Source organism: Salinicola sp. CPA57, from assembly GCF_003206035.1.
GTDB classification, from domain to species: Bacteria; Pseudomonadota; Gammaproteobacteria; order Pseudomonadales; family Halomonadaceae; genus Salinicola; species Salinicola socius.
Map to the genome: position 1 here is coordinate 111,438 of NZ_PZJR01000001.1, position 16,784 is coordinate 128,221.

The window sequence follows — 16,784 nt, forward strand, 5'->3', positions numbered from 1 at the left end:
GAGTAATCAGGCGCTGTTCTCTCGAACGTTCGGCGACCGAGTGACCGAGGCTTTGCGGATCAACGACGAAATCGCAATACTCGACGTTTCCCTGACAGCGGAGGCCGCCATGACGTATCGACTCTTCATTGCCAACAAGAACTACTCTTCCTGGTCGATGCGACCCTGGGTGCTGCTGCGCGCGCTGGACATCCCGTTCGAGGAGGTGCTGACGCCGTTCGAAGGTGCCGGCCAGCAGCAGGCGTTCACGCACTTTTCGCCCACGGCCAAAGTGCCCTGCCTGCACGATGGCGAGCAGGTGGTGTGGGATTCACTGGCGATTCTGGAATATGTTGCCGAGGGTCACCCGGCCGCATGGCCCGGCGATCGCGCCGCCCGGGCCTGGGCGCGCTGCGCCAGTGCCGAGATGCACTCGGGCTTTGCGGCGATACGCGACGAGTGCTCGATGAACTGCTCGCTGACCCTCGATCTGGATACGCCGAGCGAAGCGCTCGAGAAGGATCTGACTCGCCTCGATATTCTCTGGCAGGAAGGTCTCGAGGCGTTTGGCGGCCCATGGCTCGCCGGCGACGCATTCACCGCCGTGGATGCCATGTTCGCCCCGGTGGCGGTGCGTATCCGCGGCTACGGCATCGAGCTCGGCCCCGATGCCATGGCCTACGCCGAGCGCCTGCTCGCGCATCCGGCGGTGGCCGAATGGATCGAACAGGGCATCGCCGAGCCGTGGATCGACGAGCCACATGAGGCCGACTGCATTCGTGGCAGACGAATCATCGAGGATCGGCGCCAGCGAGCCTGAGTCGAGATCCGGCCTCGTCGCCTGCCATTGCGCAATAATGTCCAAGCTATCGGCATGCCGCTCGGCCTAGGCTAGGCGGATCGGCGTTCGGGGAGAGGAGTCATGGCCAAGCAGACCAGCCAGTTTCGGTTTTTCAAGAGTCGGCACGTGCCCGAGCTTACCGTGCTGCAAGCGGCGATGAGTGATTTTCGCTACGATCCTCACGCTCACGAGGAGTATGCCTTCGGCGTCACGCTCGCCGGCCGCCAGGATTTCTTCAGCGGCGGGCAGTATCACCGCAGCCCGCCCGGCAACGTCATCCAGTTCAATCCCGGCGAGGTCCACGATGGCCAGTCGGGTGGCGGCAGCGCGCTGGGCTACGTGATGACCTACGTGTCGCCCGCCCAGCTCGAAGCCGCGTTTGCCGATGCGACGGGGCACGAGAGTACCGAAAGCTTCAGAAGCCGCGACACGCTGATCCCCGACCCGGTACTGCGCGACGCCATCCTGGAGCTGGCGCGCCTGGTGACCCAGCATGTCGGCAGCCGTATCGACCAGGAATACGCCCTCTACCGGATCGCCACCCGACTCGTCCAGCGTGACGGCCAGTTCAATCCGGGGGCCGTCGTGGGCCGCTCCGATGCGCTGCTGAAGCGCGCCAGGGAGTACGTTCTCGCTCATCTGGAAGAGGATATGTCGCTGGACGATCTGAGCCAGGCTGCGCATCTTTCGAAGTACCATTTCCTGCGACTGTTCCGCCAGCAGTTCGGCATGACGCCGCACCAGTATGTCATCAACTGCCGCATCAACGCCGCGCGTCATGCGCTGGAAACCGGCGAGCAGCCCAGCGCGGTTGCGATGCGTTACGGCTTCGCCGACCTCAGCCACTTCAACCGGCGCTTCAAACGCATCTACGCCATGACGCCGTACCAGTACCAGCGCGCCGTCACCCCCTGACCGAGAGTCCGCCATGTTAGCGATCGTCGCCTATGCTCTGGGCGTCATGTACACGCCTGGGCCCGTGAACCTGCTCGGCCTGAATGCCGGGCTCCATGGCCAGGCCAGATCCTCGCTGGGGTTCTATATCGGCGTGGGGCTGGCCATGCTGATCCTGTTTCTCCTGTTCGGCTGGGCCGGTGCCGCCTGGGTCCGGGGCGATATGCTTGCGGTGGTGGGCGCGCTGGGCTGCGGTTACATCTTCTATCTCGCCATCAAGATCGCCCGTTCGAGCATCGACCTGCCGGCCGTGCGCCAGGCACCACGGGTAATGCGCTTGCGCGATGGGCTGATCATGCAGCTGTGCAATCCCAAGGGAATCGTGGCGACGCTGCCGATCGCCACCATTCAGTTTCCCGCTGCGGGCATCCACGGGCTCAGCCTGACGCTGTGGTCACTGGGTCTGGCCGCGCTGGCTGTCGGTGCCCCCGGCAGCTACGCGCTGATCGGTGTCGTGCTCGGCAAGCGACTCGAGAATCCCAAAATCCTCCAGGGCTTCAGCCTGGGGATGGCCGCGCTACTCGCGGGTGTCGCGCTGTCCATCGGCTACGAGCATGTCTGGCTGCCGCTGACGGCTGATTGACTGATGGCTGGCCGAATAGTGCCCAGATCGCCAGCGCTGATAATCGTGCAGCGTGACGCTCACGTCAGTGGCGCCCAATGACGGCTTCCCGGAAATCCGTCGGTCCTGCCAATCGATCCGGCCGTCGTCCGCCTCGATACGGTCGATGCCGAGCGGCGCGACGTTCCCCGACGATGAATCCTCGCCCAGTGTGGTCAGGTTGAGCGCCCCGGAGGAAGGAAAAACGAGGTGGAGACGTGGCGAATGGAGCTGCACCTCAGAGATATGAATGCCGGGCTGCCAGAGCGTCGACCACGAGAAGACGACCTTGCCGGACTCGATCGAGATCATCGGTGTGCCGTTCTCGCCGATTCGCAGCGCCGAGAACGCGGCAGTCGCCGTGAACGGATTGAAACTGACGCGTTCGATCTGGACACGCTCCCCCAGCGATTGGGTGAAGCGGCTTTCCGCCCACTTCGTGAGCGCCCAAGGCCCCACCACGAGGATCAGAAACATCACCAGGACAGCCAGGCCGAATAGCCTGGCGCGGCGGCCGCGAGCCGCGTTGAACATGGCCTCGCTCCCTTGCGTTGATACCAGAGATTGCGAAAAAGACATCGTCATCAGCCTGACTCGGGCCGATGCCTTGCGCGATGAAGACGCCAGATGGTGAGAAGGTTGGTGCCGAGCGCCAACGCTTCGGCGATGGCACCACCGATCGAGCCGATGATCAACGCATTGATCAACCAGCTAAGCGCCACGCCGGCGAGCATGGCCCGCATGACCAGGCCGCGGAACAGGAACATCGCCAGCGTGCCGAAGGTGGCCGCCAGCAAAGGAAAGAGATCGTACCATTCGCGCCACGTCGCGAGCGCCACGAGGCCACTGGCGACCAGCACCAGACTCATCACCGTCAGATTGCGGGGAAAACGACGTGCCAGCAGGATACGCAAGACGACCAGCACCGACATGCCCATCGCCACCCACTGCCCGAAAAAGCCGAAATGCACCGCGAAAGCGACATTGGCGAAGATCAGATAGACCAGCAGCCGATCATCCTGGCGGCTGGCAAAGGCGATGATGATAAAGCCGAGAGCGACGAGCCCGCCCAGTTGGGCGGCGATCCAGGTCGGGCTGAAAGCGTCCATGCGGCTCCTAATGTCGAGCAGGATTGACTTGAAAGCCCTCAAGCTTAGACGGTTCGGAACGCGACCGATGCCTCAGTATGAAAAAGGAGAGGCAATGCAAAATCCGCAGCCGTCATGAGGAACTGGTGTGAGACGCTTGGCAGACCACTTCCACATTGATGCCATCCGGGTCCAGCACGTAGGCCGCGTAGTAGTGCTCGTGATAGTGCGTCCGGACGCCGGGCGGTCCGTTGTCGGTTCCGCCCGCTTTCACTGCGGCCTGATAGAAGGCATCGACGATGCCCCGGTCCCGCGTCGCGAAGGCTATGTGCATACCCGCTCCAGGCGCCTCGTGATCATGGACCCAGAGGCTGGGATAGCCGTCCTTGCCGAAACCGTGGCGCGTGCCCCCGGTGCGGGTACGCTCGGGCCCGACGGTGATGACCCGGACGATACCCAGCGGCGCGAGGGCAAGTTCGTAGAAGCGACGCGACACCTCGGCGTCGCGCACGGCAAATTCGATGTGGTCGAGGATGGTCATGGTTTGCGCAGAGGCTCCAGTGGTATGGGTCACCGGCTCGCTGGCTGATCAGACCTGGGACGCGCCACCATCGGCGAACAGTTCGACGCCGTTGATATAGCTCGAGGCATCGCTCGCCAGGAACGCCGCCGCCTTGCCGATTTCGTGTGCCTCGCCGATCCGTCCGAGCGTGCTCTTTTCGCTGAACGCTTGAATGATCTGCTCCGCGTCATCGGCCAGCATGCTGCGCAGAGATTGCGTGTCGACCGGGCCGGGACTGAGGAGATTGATCCGCACGCCGGAACCCTTGATGTCCAGAATCCAGCTTCTGACCATGGCACGCAGAGCGGCCTTGGTGGCGCCGTAGACACTCAGGCCAGGGCCGGGGTTCATCGAGGCGGTCGAGCCGATGATGACGATGCTGGAGCCCCTAGGCATCAGGGGCAGCGCGCCCTGGACGGTAAACGTCACCCCTTTCACGTTGGGATTGAAAATGCGATCGAAGGTCGCTTCGGTGATCGTACCCAGTGGCGTAATTTCTCCCGTCCCCGCGTTGGCGATCAGGACATCGAGACGGCCATGCAGCGACTCGATGCGGCTAAATATCGAGGCGAGATCGGAGGTGTTCGACACATCGGCGGCAATGGCGACCGCGTTGTCGCCCAAGCTGGACAAAGCCTCGTCCAGCGCCTCCTGTCGGCGCCCGGTGATGACCACGCGAGCGCCCTGCTCGGCGAACTCCTGCGCAATCGCGAGCCCCAGACCGGATGAGCCACCGGTGACCAGCACGACTTTATCTTGGAATGACATGGAAATTTCCCTGTACGAGGAAGGAGACGGAAATGACCCATGTAGTGAACGCTACATACCACGATGGGTCACGCACTTTATTTAGCGGTCGATATAGAGAAGTCCTTGCTCATGCATTGGAGCTTTGATATAGCAGTCGCTACAATGCAGTTTTCATCTCGCGAGGTCCCATGAACGCCAAGACCCGGCAACGCCGTCCTGCTTTCGATCGCGAAGCGGGCGTCGCTATTGCCCAGGCGCTTTTTCATGAGCGCGGCTATGACGCGGTCAGCCTTGCGGACCTGACCCACGCCATGGACATCAAGCCGCCCAGTTTTTATGCCGCCTATGGCAGCAAGGCAGAGCTGTTCGAACGGACTATGCTGCGCTATGCGCAGGAAAACGCCCTGCCGCTGGCCGAACTTCTGGCACCTGATCGCCCCCCCGCCGAAGCGCTTCCCGCGCTGCTGCTCGCCGCGGCCGAACAGTACGGTCGAGATAGCGTGCTGCGAGGCTGCATGATTACGGAGGGAATGCGGGCAGATGACCCGGCCGCTCGTCGGATGGCCGAGAATCTTGCCAGCGGCGGCCTCCAGGCGATTCGCGCTTACCTCGACCAAGTCCATCCGCAGGATGCGGAGTCCCTGACCGACTATGTGTCGGTCACCTTGCGCGGGCTATCCGCCTCGGCCTGCAACGGCATGCCCTACGAGCGCCTGACGCAAGTCGCCCGGACCGCCGGCCGATTTATCGCGCATGAACTGGAAGCCGACGAACCCACGACAGCTTCCTGAGCCGTGGACTCATCGCAGGATTCGTCGCGTCTATCTCTGCAAGTCTGCCTACAGATCGATCTCTATGAATCCGTGATCGTCGTCCCTTCGATGGTCTCGGCGAACCCGCCACCGAACAGCCGCGCTGGCGTTTCGAAACCCGGCCGGCGTTCACCTTCGAGGACTCGACTTGCAGCCGCCACGGCCGCCAGCGGCGTATAGGAATAGCCGTTGACGGTTTCGATCATCGAGCGGGCCACCGTGCCGTCAGCCGCCGTTACCTCGGCCACGGCGCGGGCGCGATGGGCATCGCGTTGCTCCGCCGTCGGGCCGTCAGGCAGTTGTGACAAATCGCCCTCGGGAAATGCATCGCCACTGACATGCACGAACATGGCGATATTGGGGATACTGGCAGAGTGCCAGGCGGTCACCAGATCCCCGAACGACAGCGGCGCGCACGGCACCAAACCCTCGCCGAAATCGAAGTCTTGCGGCTGCGCCTCGGGGATGGGTACGAGATGGCCGTCGACCCTCGCCATCAGACCCGCGCCGATGATCTCGCTGACGCTCATGGCGGAGCCCCGCGACATGGAGCCGGGAACCTGAAGCGCCACCCTCAGCGACTGCGGCTCGTGCACACGCTGCGCGACATGCACTGCCAGGCAATCGGTCGGCACCACGTCCCAGCCGACACCAGGCAGCAGCATGACGCCGGCCTCGACTGCTTCATCACCCAGGCGTTCCGCCAACCGATAGACGTTGATCTCGGCGGTGATATCCAGGTAATCGACCCCGGCCTCGAGGCACGCCCGCATCAATGGCTCCGCCGTTTTCGCGAAAGGACCCGCGACGTTCAGCAGCACATCGATACCGGCCAGGGCTTGCGCTGCCCCGGCATCGGCCTCGGCCTCAAATACCCGCAACGGAACACCCAGCTGTTCAGCGAGGGGCGCCAGCCTTTGCTGGTTGCGTCCGGCGATCTCGAAATCGAGCCCCCACGTTTTGGCATGCGCTGCCGCCATGCGGCCGGTATAGCCGGTCGCGCCGTAGATCAGGAGTTTTTTCATTGCGCGTGCTGCCAGTTCTTGTAGACGAATTCGAGACTGTAGCCATCGGGATCCAGCACGTTGCCGGCGTAATAGTCGGGGTCGTAATGCAGCCGTGCCCCGGGCGCGCCGTTGTCGATAGCACCGTTGTCGATGGCCGCAGCGTAGGCCGACTCGACTTCTGCCTTGCTGTTCGCCACGAAACCGACGTGAACGGCTTTTCCTTCGACCACACCCTCGCGCAGCCAGAAGAACATCCGGCCATTGGCGCCGAATCCCTTGAGATCCGGGTGGCCCGGCGGGCCGTCTTTGCCGTCGTAATCGAGCCGCGCCGTAATCCCCAGCGGGGCGAGCACGGCCTCGTAGAAGCGAATCGAGCGTTCGATATCGCTGACGGATAGAAAGAGATGATCAAGCATGGAGTAGCCTCGCGGTTCCGACGATGTCGCCAGCGACTACCGTAACCCTTACCCTCATCGCGGGCTCAGCCGTTCCTGCCCCAAACCTGCCCGTTTCTGCTTTTTGCTTGCGCGGACACGCGCCCGGGATCAGCATGCTTGGCATGCAAGATCTCATGAACGATCAACTGCTCGACCTTCGCGCCTTGGCTTCCAGGGCCGAGAATCGCCGTACCGAAACGGGTATCCCGCGGGTGGCCATGGTTCAGGGCGAAATCCCGGAACATATGCTGGCCGCCGTCTACGACCCGATGATCAATCTGATCCTGCAGGGCAGCAAGACGATGACCGTCGGCGAGCGCACGCTGCGCTATGATCCGGCCACGTATTTCGTCATGTCGATCGAGTTGCCGGCGGTGGGCACGATCCATCCGGCGGCGTCGGGAGAGCCCTATCTCGCGCTGAGTCTGACGCTCGATTCCACGGTGCTCTCGACGCTGCTGACCGACCTGCCCTCGCCCGCCGAACGCAACGAAAGCGAAGCCGGCTTTTCGGTGGCTGCGGTCACGCCTGAATTGATGGACGCGTGGCTACGTATGCTGCGATTGATGGACAGGCCAGACGACATCGCGGCTCTCGCGCCGGTATATGAGCGGGAAATTCTCTATCGCGTCCTGCAAGGGCCCCACGGCTGGATGCTGCGAGACATCGCGGCGCCGGATACCGCCATGGCACGCGTCAGCCAGGCCATTCAGTGGATCCGGCGGGACTTCGCCGAACCGATCCGAGTGGAGACACTGGCTCGGAAAGCGTCGATGAGCGTGTCCGCTTTCCACCGGCACTTCAAGGCAGTCACGACGCTGAGCCCATTGCAGTATCAAAAGCGGGTTCGCTTGCTCAAGGCACGCATGCTCATGGTGGCCGGTGCCAAAAGCGTCACCAGCGCGGCCTTCGAAGTCGGCTATGAAAGCGCCACCCAGTTCAGCCGTGATTACGCCCGGGTATTCGGGCTGCCGCCGGCCCGGGATACCGCGAGAATTCTGGGTGAGACGCAGCGGTAAGAGACGCTGCAGAGCCAGGCCAACCACTATCCTCCCTTTGATCTGCCTGCCACCCGACGGCTCGGGGGATCGGGGGATCGGGGGATCGGGGGATCGCCATACTCTCGTCTTTTTCATTGCCTGCTAGACTTCCTCCCTCGGGCTTCACCGTCTATCTCAAGTTCAGTCAACCGCCCACAAGGAGAGACCATGTCTCAGAGCGATTCCCAGACGAACATCAAGACCGAATGGATCGAGATCACCGCCGAGGACGGCAAGACGTTCAAGGCGTACCAGGCGCTGCCGCACAAGGGTAAAGGCCCGGGCATTCTGCTGATTCAGGAGATCTTCGGCGTCAATGGCCACATGCGTGGCGTCGCCGAGCAGTACGCGATGGATGGCTATAGCGTCATCGTGCCCGACATGTTCTGGCGCGATGAGCCGGACGTCGAGCTGGGATATGACGGCGACGACTGGAAAGCGGCGGTCGCCCACAAGCAGGCGCTCGATTACCCGACGGCGACCAGCGACCTGCGCGCCGCGGTCAAGGCGTTGAAGGCAAGCCCGGTCTGCGACGGCCCGGTAGCCTCGGTGGGCTACTGCATGGGCGGCGTCTTTTCCTACCTCTGCGCCCTGGATGCCGGTGTCGATGCGGCGATCTGCTATTACGCCGGCGGCATCACCGAGTATCTGCCGCGGGCCGGCGAACTCAAGGTGCCGGTCCAGTTTCACTTCGGTGCCGAGGATGACCACATTCCGCTCGAGCATGTCGAGCAGACCCGCCAGGCACTTGCCAGCCACCAGAATGCCGAAGTCCATCTGTACGACGGAGCGGAGCACGGTTTCAACTGCTGGGCACGGGCGAGCTACCACCAGCAAGCGTCGGCGCTGGCCCACGGTCGTACGCTGACCTTCCTGGCCAGCCGTACCGCCTGAGAAGCGAGTCGAGCTCGTGTCGGAATGGCTGAGAGCGTTTCGGCGCGAGTGTTGAAAGGCCAGGGCTGATGAATCAGGGCCGGTGAAAATGCGGCAAAGCGTGAGCGGCCAGTCCTCGAGGATGGCTTCGGCCGGCGCGATCGCTGGTCGACTCCGCCAGCAGACATGCCCCCTCCCTGGATCATTCGATCGATATCCAGCGATGCGTCGTCCGAGCGCGATCTGGCTCATGATGCCCGAGAGGCGAGATCATGACGTCCGGAACACCCGACGCAAGCCATGATGATAGCGCCGATCCTTGCTTGTCGTTTCCCCCATCTACGACTAACTTCCAAGGGCGTGTCAGGAAGGATGCGCTTGTTGCGAATCACTCAGCATGACTCAAACAGGGACAGACACCATGGGAATTATTGCGTGGATCATCTTCGGCCTGATCGCCGGTGCCATTGCCAAGCTGGTCATGCCGGGTAAAGATCCGGGTGGCTTCATCGTCACGATCATCATCGGTATTCTCGGTGCCGTCATTGGCGGCTGGATCGGTACGGCACTCGGCTTCGGCGACGTTTCCGGGTTCAATCTCGGCAGTTTCGTCATCGCCGTGCTCGGTGCCATCGTGCTGCTGATCATCTATCGCGTCGTGCGCAAGTAGCACCGCCTGGATGCTCGGCCCGGCGGCTCAGTCCGCCGGGCCGACAAGCTGTCGGCTCCCGATCGACAGAGCGGACTGAAGGTCTCTCGCCCAGACCTGATCGAGAGCCCTGATCGAGAGCCCGGATCAAAAGCCTAGAGCGAATGTTTGAGACCAATCGATCCTCTTCCCGTCAGTTCGTTAGCCCGCCTCTCTCCATCAAGACGCTCCATCAAGACGCTCCATCAAGACGCTCCATCCAGACTTTCAGGATCCTCCGGTATGCCCAACAACGCGCATTTCTATGAACCGAGCCGCGGCCATGGGCTGCCCCATGACCCGTTCAATGCCATCGTCGGCCCGCGACCGATCGGCTGGATCTCGTCTCGTAACCGCGAAGGCCAGCTGAATCTCGCCCCTTACAGTTTCTTCAACGGTTTCAACTACACGCCACCGATCGTGGGTTTTGCCAGCGTCGGCTACAAGGACAGCGTGCGCAACATCGAAGCGACCGGCGAGTTCTGCTGGCAGCTGGCCACGCGCCCGCTGGCCGAGCCGATGAACCAGAGCTGTGCCGCCGTCGGCCCCGAGGTCGACGAATTCGAACTGGCCGGGCTGACGCCGGCCGAATCGCAGGTAGTGGGCGTCCCCCATGTCAAGGAAGCGCAGGTCGTGTTCGAATGCCGGCTGACGCAAACCCTTCAGCTGCAGTCCTCCGCCGGCGACAGGATCGATACCTGGATGGTGCTGGGCGAAGTGGTCGGCGTGCATATCGACCCGACGCTATTGGAGGACGGCGTCTATCAGACCGCTGCCGCTCGGCCGATCCTGCGTGGCGGCGGCCCCGCCGACTACTTCGAGATAAGCCAGGATCAGAATTTCAAGATGTTCCGTCCCGGCTGAGATTCGGCGTCGGATCGCGCCTGATTTTCAGATCGTGCCTGACCTTCAGATCGTGCTCAGGGCCTCGTAAAAGCGCCAGGTATTGCGCCCGGCGCGTTTGGAGGCGTACATCGCCATGTCGGAGAACTGCACGGCCTGGCTGACGTCATCGGTGTCCAGACCCAGCATGGCGACACCGATGCTGACACCAATGGCGATATCGCTATTGTCCTCGACCTTCAACGGTACCCGCAGGCGGTCGAGGAATCGCGCCAGAACGATCTCGACATCGGCACGCTGATCGCACCCTTCGAGCAGCACCACGAACTCGTCGCCGCCCAGGCGAGCCACGTAGTCCCGCTGTCGCATCAGATCCGCCAGAATGGCGCCGACATGACTCAGCACCAGATCTCCGACCTGGTGGCCATAAGTATCGTTGATGCGCTTGAAGTGATCGAAATCCAGCGTGATCAATGCATGGCAGCGTTCGGGATAGAGACGGTGGTGGCGTGCCATCACCGCCAGACGGTGATCGAAACCGCGACGGTTGCCCAGTCCGGTCAAGGGGTCGGTCATCGCCATCCGTTCGGCGGCATCCGCGGCTCTCTTGCGCTCGGTAACGTCGTGCGCAACCCCTTGCAGCCGTCCGGTCTCGAGCGGGCTCAGGATCAGGCTGACCCAGCGCTGCTGATCGCCATTCTCCAGCGCCACTTCCCACTGCCGTTCGTGCCCGCCGGCGTCATCGTCGATCAAGAAGGGCCCAGTCATGCCCTCACTCTCGCTCACCAGCGATGCGAACGCGACCGGGTGACTTTCCAGATCCATCTCGCCCGAGATGTCGAACAGGCGCCGGAAGGCCGGATTGGCGGATCGGATCAGGCCGGCACCGTCGAGCTCGAAAATACCGGCCTCCACGTTGTCGAAGATCGCCCGGTAACGGCGCTCCTCGACTTCCCGCTCGAGCCGAAGCCGGCGCTCCTCGCTGAGACTCTGGACCAGGTTGTCGATCATGGCGTTGACGCTGATGACGAGCTGACCGATCTCGTCATCGCGGTTGCCCTTGGGCGCCTGTAGCTGCTGGCCGGTCTCCGCCTCCAGTTCGCTCAAGCGATGCGAAAGCCCGGTGATCGGCCGCGTGACGAACTTCACCACTACCAGCACGACACAGAAGCCGATGCCTATCAGCTGCAGCAGCAACGCGCCGCCGATGAAGTTCGAGGCCTGCGCCACGAGCGTGTCGATATAGGCCTGGTTGGGCTCGATCGTGATTCGGCAGACCGGCGTCTGCGGCTCGAACGGCGAGGCAACGTCGCGGGTGACCCGTGTGACACCGGGGGCGATCTGACCGGCTCGGCCACTCGCCAGCGTGGTGCCATCGGCGGACTCGATGCTTACGGCGTTGACGATATTGTTGCTGAGCAGACCGTCGGTGACCTCCTGCGCCAAATGGCGATCGCCGAGGAAGCAACCGACCTGGGCGGTACGCTCCACCGTCGTCAGCAGCTCCTGGATACGCGACTGCTGCTCCTGCTGGACGCTCTCCGCCCGCAGGTAGACGGCCAGCGACAGGAACACCACGCCCAGCAGCGTGACGATGAGCAGAATGATCGCCGTGGTGCGCAGCGCCAGCCGTGTGTGCAGCAGCAGCAATAGGCGAGGCATGCGATTACTCGCCCAACATCAGTACGACATGCATGTCGTCGGGTACGTTGGCGCCATCGACATAGCTCAAGGCGTTCATGTTCTGGATCACGAGTTGATGCACGTCATCGCTCGAGGCGATCTGCTGTGGCGGCGACGCCTCGCCGGAAAACACCAGCCTGGCCCAGTAGGAGTTGATCTCCGCCAGATCCTTGTTGACCAGCGCACGGTAGAAGCGCGCCTTGAGCGAAGACGAATCCACCGGCAGCGCGACGTTACCCGTGGGCAGCTTGCGGTAGCGGCCCATGAAGATATTGACCGCATCGCTCCGGGTCAGTTGGTCGATGCCGCTGCCGGCATTGACCACGATCGCGATGTCGGCACTGGCCGACGAGGTGATCAGCGTGGTGACGGTCAGGGTTGAGGCAAGTAGAAGCCTTCGGACTCGGTTCATGGACGCTATCCTAGAAAATGAAGTCCAGACCGAGGCTGAAGATCGATCCCCAGCCCCCGTTCCAGTCACTATCGATGTCTCGCCACAGAAATCCGGGGCGCTGAATATGAACGCGGTCCAGCTGTGCCTTCAAGGCCATGTTGGCCGTGACATCATAGCGCGCACCCACCGAATAGGTCCGTTGCTTGAAGTCGCCCTCGCTGCCGCCCTCGCCATCGGACGTCGTCTCGACCTCCGAATAGACCAGATAGGGCGTGACACGATCGATACGATAGCCCGCCGAGACGAATCCCGAATCGACGGCACCTTCCGCGCTGGTCTTGCTGCGATTCCACATCGCCTGCAGCTGCAGGGGCCCCTGATCGTAGACTGCGCCCAGCGAGTAAAGCCGGACCCGGTCGAAACCGAAGGCATCGCCCAGCACGTCGTCGGCGGTCAGGCTGAAAAAGGGATTGAACGCGCGGATCTGATCGAACTGAGCGTCGAGCTGCTCTGGAACATCCCCCGAAAAGGTAATGTCGGATTCGACCTCAGTGTAACCCACGCGGAATCGCCACGGCCCGGTCTCGTAATCGAGATGCCCGCCGTAGACCTTGTCGACGTCGAAATGGGCCTCGATGCCTTTCCCGATGAAGACATCGCTGTCGGAACGCCCCGTGTAAAGCTTCAGCAGCAGCAGATCGCTGCCGACCGGTTGCTTGAAAGTGACATCGGCCCCGTCGATATAGGTCAGCTGCAGGGTGCCGAAATGATCCACCGGCGGTCGTACCCAGGGATAGGCGTAGCCGACATAGCGTGAGTCGGAGAGCTGATAGACATCCCAGCCGAGCCGGCCGACGCGCAGCTGCACACCCGGATCTGGTCGATAGCGCAGGAACGCCCAGCTCACTTCCGGACTGAAATCGCCGCTGTCGTGGTAGCGGCTGATGCCCTGCACCACGGTGTCGAGCCGATCGGTGAAGCGATAGCCGACCTGCGCGCCCAACAGCGAGTCGGTGCGCGCGCTCCAGCCCTCGCCGGCGCCCTTGGGCTGACTGATGTCGCGGGTAAAATCCGCCTCGTCGAGGTTGTTGTGGATCAGCCCCAACGTGCCGAACCCGCTGAACGTCAACCGCCCATCATCGGTCAGGGGGCGCGCCTCGGCGATGCCGCTCAGCGCCGCCATGGCCAGCCCCGCACAGACCGGTAGTAATCGTCTCATGCCGCATCTCCGACGGGAGCGCCGAACCGCTCAACGTCGCAAAGGAAAATTAGGTTTGCTGGGGTTATTGTCGGCAGGACGCCCGCATTCTGAAGGGCCGATTGACCGGGGTTGGACGATTCGAATCCCGATACCGCAGGGGTGAGGAGGCGTCGGCGTGTTAGACTTTGCGCCTAGATCCACGTTTTCCACGCCCCTTATTCTCGGATGGAGTCAGGCGCTCAATGTCTCTGGAAGAACTGCACCTCAATCTGCGCAACCTCACCCCCGAGGACTACCCGCAGCTCAAGCGACTGATGGACGCCGTCTACGACGATATCGGCGGCGCATGGTCGAAGCTGACGATCGACAAGCTGATCGGTGAATTTTCCGATGGTCAGATCATCATCGAGGACGACGGCAAGATCGTTGGCGTCGCGCTCACGGTGCTGGTCGACTACGACCACTTCTCCAACCCGCACAAGTACGACGAGCTGATCGGCCATCGCGAGATCATCCTCAACGATGCCAATGGCGACGCGCTCTACGGGCTGGATGTACTGATCGACCCGGCCTATCGAGGCTATCGTCTCGGCCGGCGCCTCTACGAAGCGCGCAAGGATCTGTGCCGCTCGATGAACCTGCGCGCGATTCTCGCCGGCGGCCGGATCCCGAACTACCACCAGCACGCCGACGAGATGTCCCCCGCCGAGTACATCGATCGGGTCGCGCGCAAGGAGTTCTACGACCCGATCCTCTCGTTCCAGCTGGCCAACGACTTCCTGGTCAAGCGCCTGCTGACCAAGTATCTGCCCGAAGACGAGAAATCGATGGGCTACGCCACCCTGCTCGAGTGGAACAACATCCTCTACGAACCGGCAAGCCGGATCATCGAGACCCGCCGCACCCAGGTTCGCGTGGGCGCCGTGCAGTGGCAGATGCGCGAATTCGACTCGGTCGAAGCGGTGCTTCAGCAGGTCGAGTTCTATGTCGATGCGATCTCCGACTACCAGAGCGATTTCGCGGTCTTCCCGGAACTGTTCAACACGCCTCTGATGGGGCTGACCGACCAGACCGATCAGGTCGCCGCGATCCATTTCCTGGCCGGGTTCACCGAGCGCTTCAAGACCGAAATCTCGCGCATGGCGATCTCCTACAACATCAACATCGTGGCCGGTTCGATGGTCGAACTGGGCGAGGATGGCAAGCTCTACAACGTCGCCTATCTTTGCCACCGCGATGGCGAGATCGACCGTCAGGCCAAGCTGCACATCACCCCGCAGGAGCGTCGTGACTGGGTGGTCGAAGGCGGCGACGAGCTGCAGGTGTTCGAAACCGATGCCGGTCGCGTCGGCATGCTGATCTGCTACGACGTCGAATTCCCCGAACTGCCGCGGCTGCTGGCCGAGCAGGACATGGACATCCTGATCGTACCGTTCTGGACCGACACCAAGAACAGCTACCTGCGCGTGCGCCACTGCGCCCAGGCCCGCGCGATCGAGAACGAGTGCTACGTGGTGGTCTGCGGCAGCGTCGGCAACGTGCCGTCGATCGAGAACCTGGACATCCAGTACGCCCAGTCCTCGGTGTTCTCGCCGTCGGACTTCGCCTTTCCCCACGATGCGGTGCTGTCGGAAACCACGCCCAACACCGAAATGGTGATGTTCTCGGATCTCGACCTGACCAAGCTCAAGCTGGTGCGCTCCGAGGGCGCGGTGACCAACCTCAAGGATCGCCGTTTGGACCTGTTCGACCTGCGCCTGCGCGACTGGTCGTGGAAATCCGGAGGCCGTCAGGAAGAGAGCTGAGCGTGACATGAGTGCCTGGAAAGACGGGGAAAAGAGCGGGTGGCAGGGCTGGTGGAAAGCCCGGCGCCAGGATTGGAAGGATAGCCGGCGCGACGCCAGGAAGCGGTCGCGCCAGCCATTCGACCCAGAGGCATGGCGGACGATCCGCCACGGCCTGCCACTGCTGGCCGATCTCGATGACGCCGATGCCGAACGCCTTGGCCCGCGGGCCTGGCAACTGCTTCAGCGCAAGCGTTGGGTGGCCGGTGACGACGTCGAGTTCGACTCATCCGCCCTGCTCGCCATCGCCGCGCAGGCTCAACTGCTCACCCTCGGCTGGTCGGACCGCGACGCCAGCGCCGCCTTCGACAATGTCACCGAGATCCTCCTGCTGCCGGACGCCTTCCATCGCCACGTCGAGGAGATGGACGACTTCGGCGTGATGCACGAATACGTCGACGAACGCGCCGGGGAAACCTCCTGGCGCGGCCCCGTGGTACTGGCGATCCCCGATGTCGCCGAAAGCGGCGACTACACCGGCTATAACGTCATCATTCACGAATTCGCCCACAAGCTCGATCTGGGCAACTCGCAGGATGTCGACGGCTTCCCCCCGCTCGCCGCCAACAGTGATGTCACCGCCCAGGAGTGGCATCGCGTTTTCACCGCGGTGTGGGACGACCTGCAAGCTCATCTCGGACGTGGCGAAGACACCCCCATCGACGACTACGCCGCCACCCACCCCGGCGAATGCTTCGCGGTGTGCTGCGAACTCTTCTTCACCGCCCCAGATCAGTTAGTCGATGTCTACCCCGAGCTTTACGACCTGCTGAAGCGCTACTTCCGACAGGAGCCATTGGTGCGGTTTCAGCGGTGGCAAGCATGATTCCATCCTTTCTAACTCAAAAATTCACCAGCCTTCCCTTAAACTCGAAGGGGCACAGAATGCCTGAAGACCTATTTTAAAAAATAAAAAAATTCAACGTAAAATACAAGAAGGAAAATACCGCTACAATACAGGCCGCGATAAATTAGAGAGCTCCAACGACTCACTAAAACTTTACCTAATCACTGTACCCCTTCTCACTTTAGGGGCATCACTGACAAGCATTTACTACTCACTAACACAACTTCCCATCATCAAAAAAATATCTTGGATTTTCTTTACTTTATCATTTTTCACAGCAATCGTACATCGAGGCGTATCTTCTATACTAAGCCATGAGATCTACGAAAACATAGAGCGC

19 protein-coding genes are annotated in these 16,784 nt (G+C 62.2%); 10 read left to right on the forward strand and 9 right to left on the reverse strand.

Annotated elements, in window-relative coordinates; translation table 11 throughout:
- Window positions 1–109 precede the first annotated feature (109 nt).
- The 3 genes from DOM36_RS00450 (at window position 110) to DOM36_RS00460 (ending at window position 2,357) form a co-directional block, all read left to right on the forward strand.
- A complete protein-coding gene (locus tag DOM36_RS00450) occupies window positions 110–799 on the forward strand; it encodes a glutathione S-transferase family protein (RefSeq protein WP_110640914.1) in 690 nt (229 codons plus the stop codon).
- A 102-nt stretch (window positions 800–901) separates the two neighbouring features.
- Window positions 902–1,735 carry an AraC family transcriptional regulator gene (locus DOM36_RS00455; protein WP_110640536.1) on the forward strand — a complete coding sequence of 278 codons (834 nt, stop codon included), beginning with the start codon at window positions 902–904 and terminating at the stop codon, window positions 1,733–1,735.
- A gap of 13 nt (window positions 1,736–1,748) precedes the next feature.
- Window positions 1,749–2,357, forward strand: a complete 609-nt coding sequence (locus tag DOM36_RS00460; protein WP_110640538.1) for a LysE family transporter — start codon at window positions 1,749–1,751, stop codon at window positions 2,355–2,357.
- Here the strand turns inward: DOM36_RS00460 and DOM36_RS00465 are convergent.
- From DOM36_RS00465 to DOM36_RS00480, 4 genes are all read right to left on the reverse strand, one after another.
- Window positions 2,292–2,909: an AsmA family protein gene (locus DOM36_RS00465; protein ID WP_110640540.1), complete on the reverse strand. Its 618-nt coding sequence runs from the start codon at window positions 2,907–2,909 to the stop codon at window positions 2,292–2,294. The genes DOM36_RS00460 and DOM36_RS00465 overlap by 66 nt on opposite strands.
- 50 nt (window positions 2,910–2,959) lie before the next feature.
- Window positions 2,960–3,484, reverse strand: a complete 525-nt coding sequence (locus DOM36_RS00470) for a YgjV family protein (RefSeq protein WP_075568304.1) — start codon at window positions 3,482–3,484, stop codon at window positions 2,960–2,962.
- A gap of 112 nt (window positions 3,485–3,596) precedes the next feature.
- The gene (locus DOM36_RS00475) at window positions 3,597–4,004 is read right to left on the reverse strand and encodes a VOC family protein (protein WP_110640542.1); all 408 of its coding nucleotides are present in this window, start codon (window positions 4,002–4,004) and stop codon (window positions 3,597–3,599) included.
- A 48-nt stretch (window positions 4,005–4,052) separates the two neighbouring features.
- On the reverse strand, window positions 4,053–4,793 hold the full coding sequence (locus DOM36_RS00480) for an SDR family oxidoreductase (RefSeq protein WP_110640544.1): 741 nt from the start codon (window positions 4,791–4,793) through the stop codon (window positions 4,053–4,055).
- 170 nt (window positions 4,794–4,963) lie between these two features.
- Here DOM36_RS00480 and DOM36_RS00485 point away from each other — a divergent pair, with 170 nt between their 5' ends.
- Complete coding sequence (locus tag DOM36_RS00485) at window positions 4,964–5,566, forward strand: TetR/AcrR family transcriptional regulator (protein ID WP_075568309.1); 603 nt, start codon at window positions 4,964–4,966, stop codon at window positions 5,564–5,566.
- Between the two features lie 62 nt (window positions 5,567–5,628).
- Here the strand turns inward: DOM36_RS00485 and DOM36_RS00490 are convergent, their stop codons facing one another.
- Together DOM36_RS00490 and DOM36_RS00495 are read right to left on the reverse strand one after the other, a co-directional pair.
- Window positions 5,629–6,612 (reverse strand): saccharopine dehydrogenase NADP-binding domain-containing protein, encoded by a 984-nt coding sequence (locus DOM36_RS00490; protein WP_110640546.1) that lies wholly within the window; start codon window positions 6,610–6,612, stop codon window positions 5,629–5,631.
- Window positions 6,609–7,010: a VOC family protein gene (locus tag DOM36_RS00495; protein ID WP_110640548.1), complete on the reverse strand. Its 402-nt coding sequence runs from the start codon at window positions 7,008–7,010 to the stop codon at window positions 6,609–6,611. Before DOM36_RS00495 ends, DOM36_RS00490 begins: the two co-directional genes overlap by 4 nt.
- A gap of 143 nt (window positions 7,011–7,153) precedes the next feature.
- Here DOM36_RS00495 and DOM36_RS00500 point away from each other — a divergent pair, with 143 nt between their 5' ends.
- The 4 genes from DOM36_RS00500 (at window position 7,154) to DOM36_RS00515 (ending at window position 10,496) form a co-directional block, all read left to right on the forward strand.
- The gene (locus DOM36_RS00500; protein ID WP_232823682.1) at window positions 7,154–8,050 is read left to right on the forward strand and encodes an AraC family transcriptional regulator; all 897 of its coding nucleotides are present in this window, start codon (window positions 7,154–7,156) and stop codon (window positions 8,048–8,050) included.
- A 189-nt stretch (window positions 8,051–8,239) separates the two neighbouring features.
- Window positions 8,240–8,965, forward strand: coding sequence for a dienelactone hydrolase family protein (locus DOM36_RS00505; RefSeq protein WP_075568313.1), 726 nt, complete (start codon window positions 8,240–8,242; stop codon window positions 8,963–8,965).
- Window positions 8,966–9,365: 400 nt separating this feature from the next.
- A complete protein-coding gene (locus tag DOM36_RS00510) occupies window positions 9,366–9,614 on the forward strand; it encodes a GlsB/YeaQ/YmgE family stress response membrane protein (protein ID WP_075568314.1) in 249 nt (82 codons plus the stop codon).
- 261 nt (window positions 9,615–9,875) lie between these two features.
- On the forward strand, window positions 9,876–10,496 hold the full coding sequence (locus DOM36_RS00515; RefSeq protein WP_110640550.1) for a flavin reductase family protein: 621 nt from the start codon (window positions 9,876–9,878) through the stop codon (window positions 10,494–10,496).
- 45 nt (window positions 10,497–10,541) lie between these two features.
- On the opposite strand, the gene DOM36_RS00520 is transcribed toward DOM36_RS00515, so the two are convergent.
- The 3 genes from DOM36_RS00520 to DOM36_RS00530 are packed head-to-tail and all read right to left on the reverse strand — an operon-like array spanning window position 10,542 to window position 13,771.
- On the reverse strand, window positions 10,542–12,137 hold the full coding sequence (locus DOM36_RS00520) for a sensor domain-containing diguanylate cyclase (protein WP_110640552.1): 1,596 nt from the start codon (window positions 12,135–12,137) through the stop codon (window positions 10,542–10,544).
- Window positions 12,138–12,141: 4 nt separating this feature from the next.
- A complete protein-coding gene (locus DOM36_RS00525) occupies window positions 12,142–12,570 on the reverse strand; it encodes a hypothetical protein (protein ID WP_075568317.1) in 429 nt (142 codons plus the stop codon).
- A 10-nt stretch (window positions 12,571–12,580) separates the two neighbouring features.
- Window positions 12,581–13,771, reverse strand: coding sequence for a porin (locus tag DOM36_RS00530; RefSeq protein WP_083941378.1), 1,191 nt, complete (start codon window positions 13,769–13,771; stop codon window positions 12,581–12,583).
- Window positions 13,772–13,995: 224 nt separating this feature from the next.
- Here DOM36_RS00530 and DOM36_RS00535 point away from each other — a divergent pair, with 224 nt between their 5' ends.
- Together DOM36_RS00535 and DOM36_RS00540 are read left to right on the forward strand one after the other, a co-directional pair.
- Entirely contained in the window at window positions 13,996–15,558 is a 1,563-nt protein-coding gene (locus DOM36_RS00535; RefSeq protein ID WP_075568319.1) for a bifunctional GNAT family N-acetyltransferase/carbon-nitrogen hydrolase family protein, read from the forward strand.
- A gap of 7 nt (window positions 15,559–15,565) precedes the next feature.
- The gene (locus DOM36_RS00540) at window positions 15,566–16,423 is read left to right on the forward strand and encodes a M90 family metallopeptidase (protein WP_110640553.1); all 858 of its coding nucleotides are present in this window, start codon (window positions 15,566–15,568) and stop codon (window positions 16,421–16,423) included.
- Window positions 16,424–16,784: the final 361 nt, after the last annotated feature.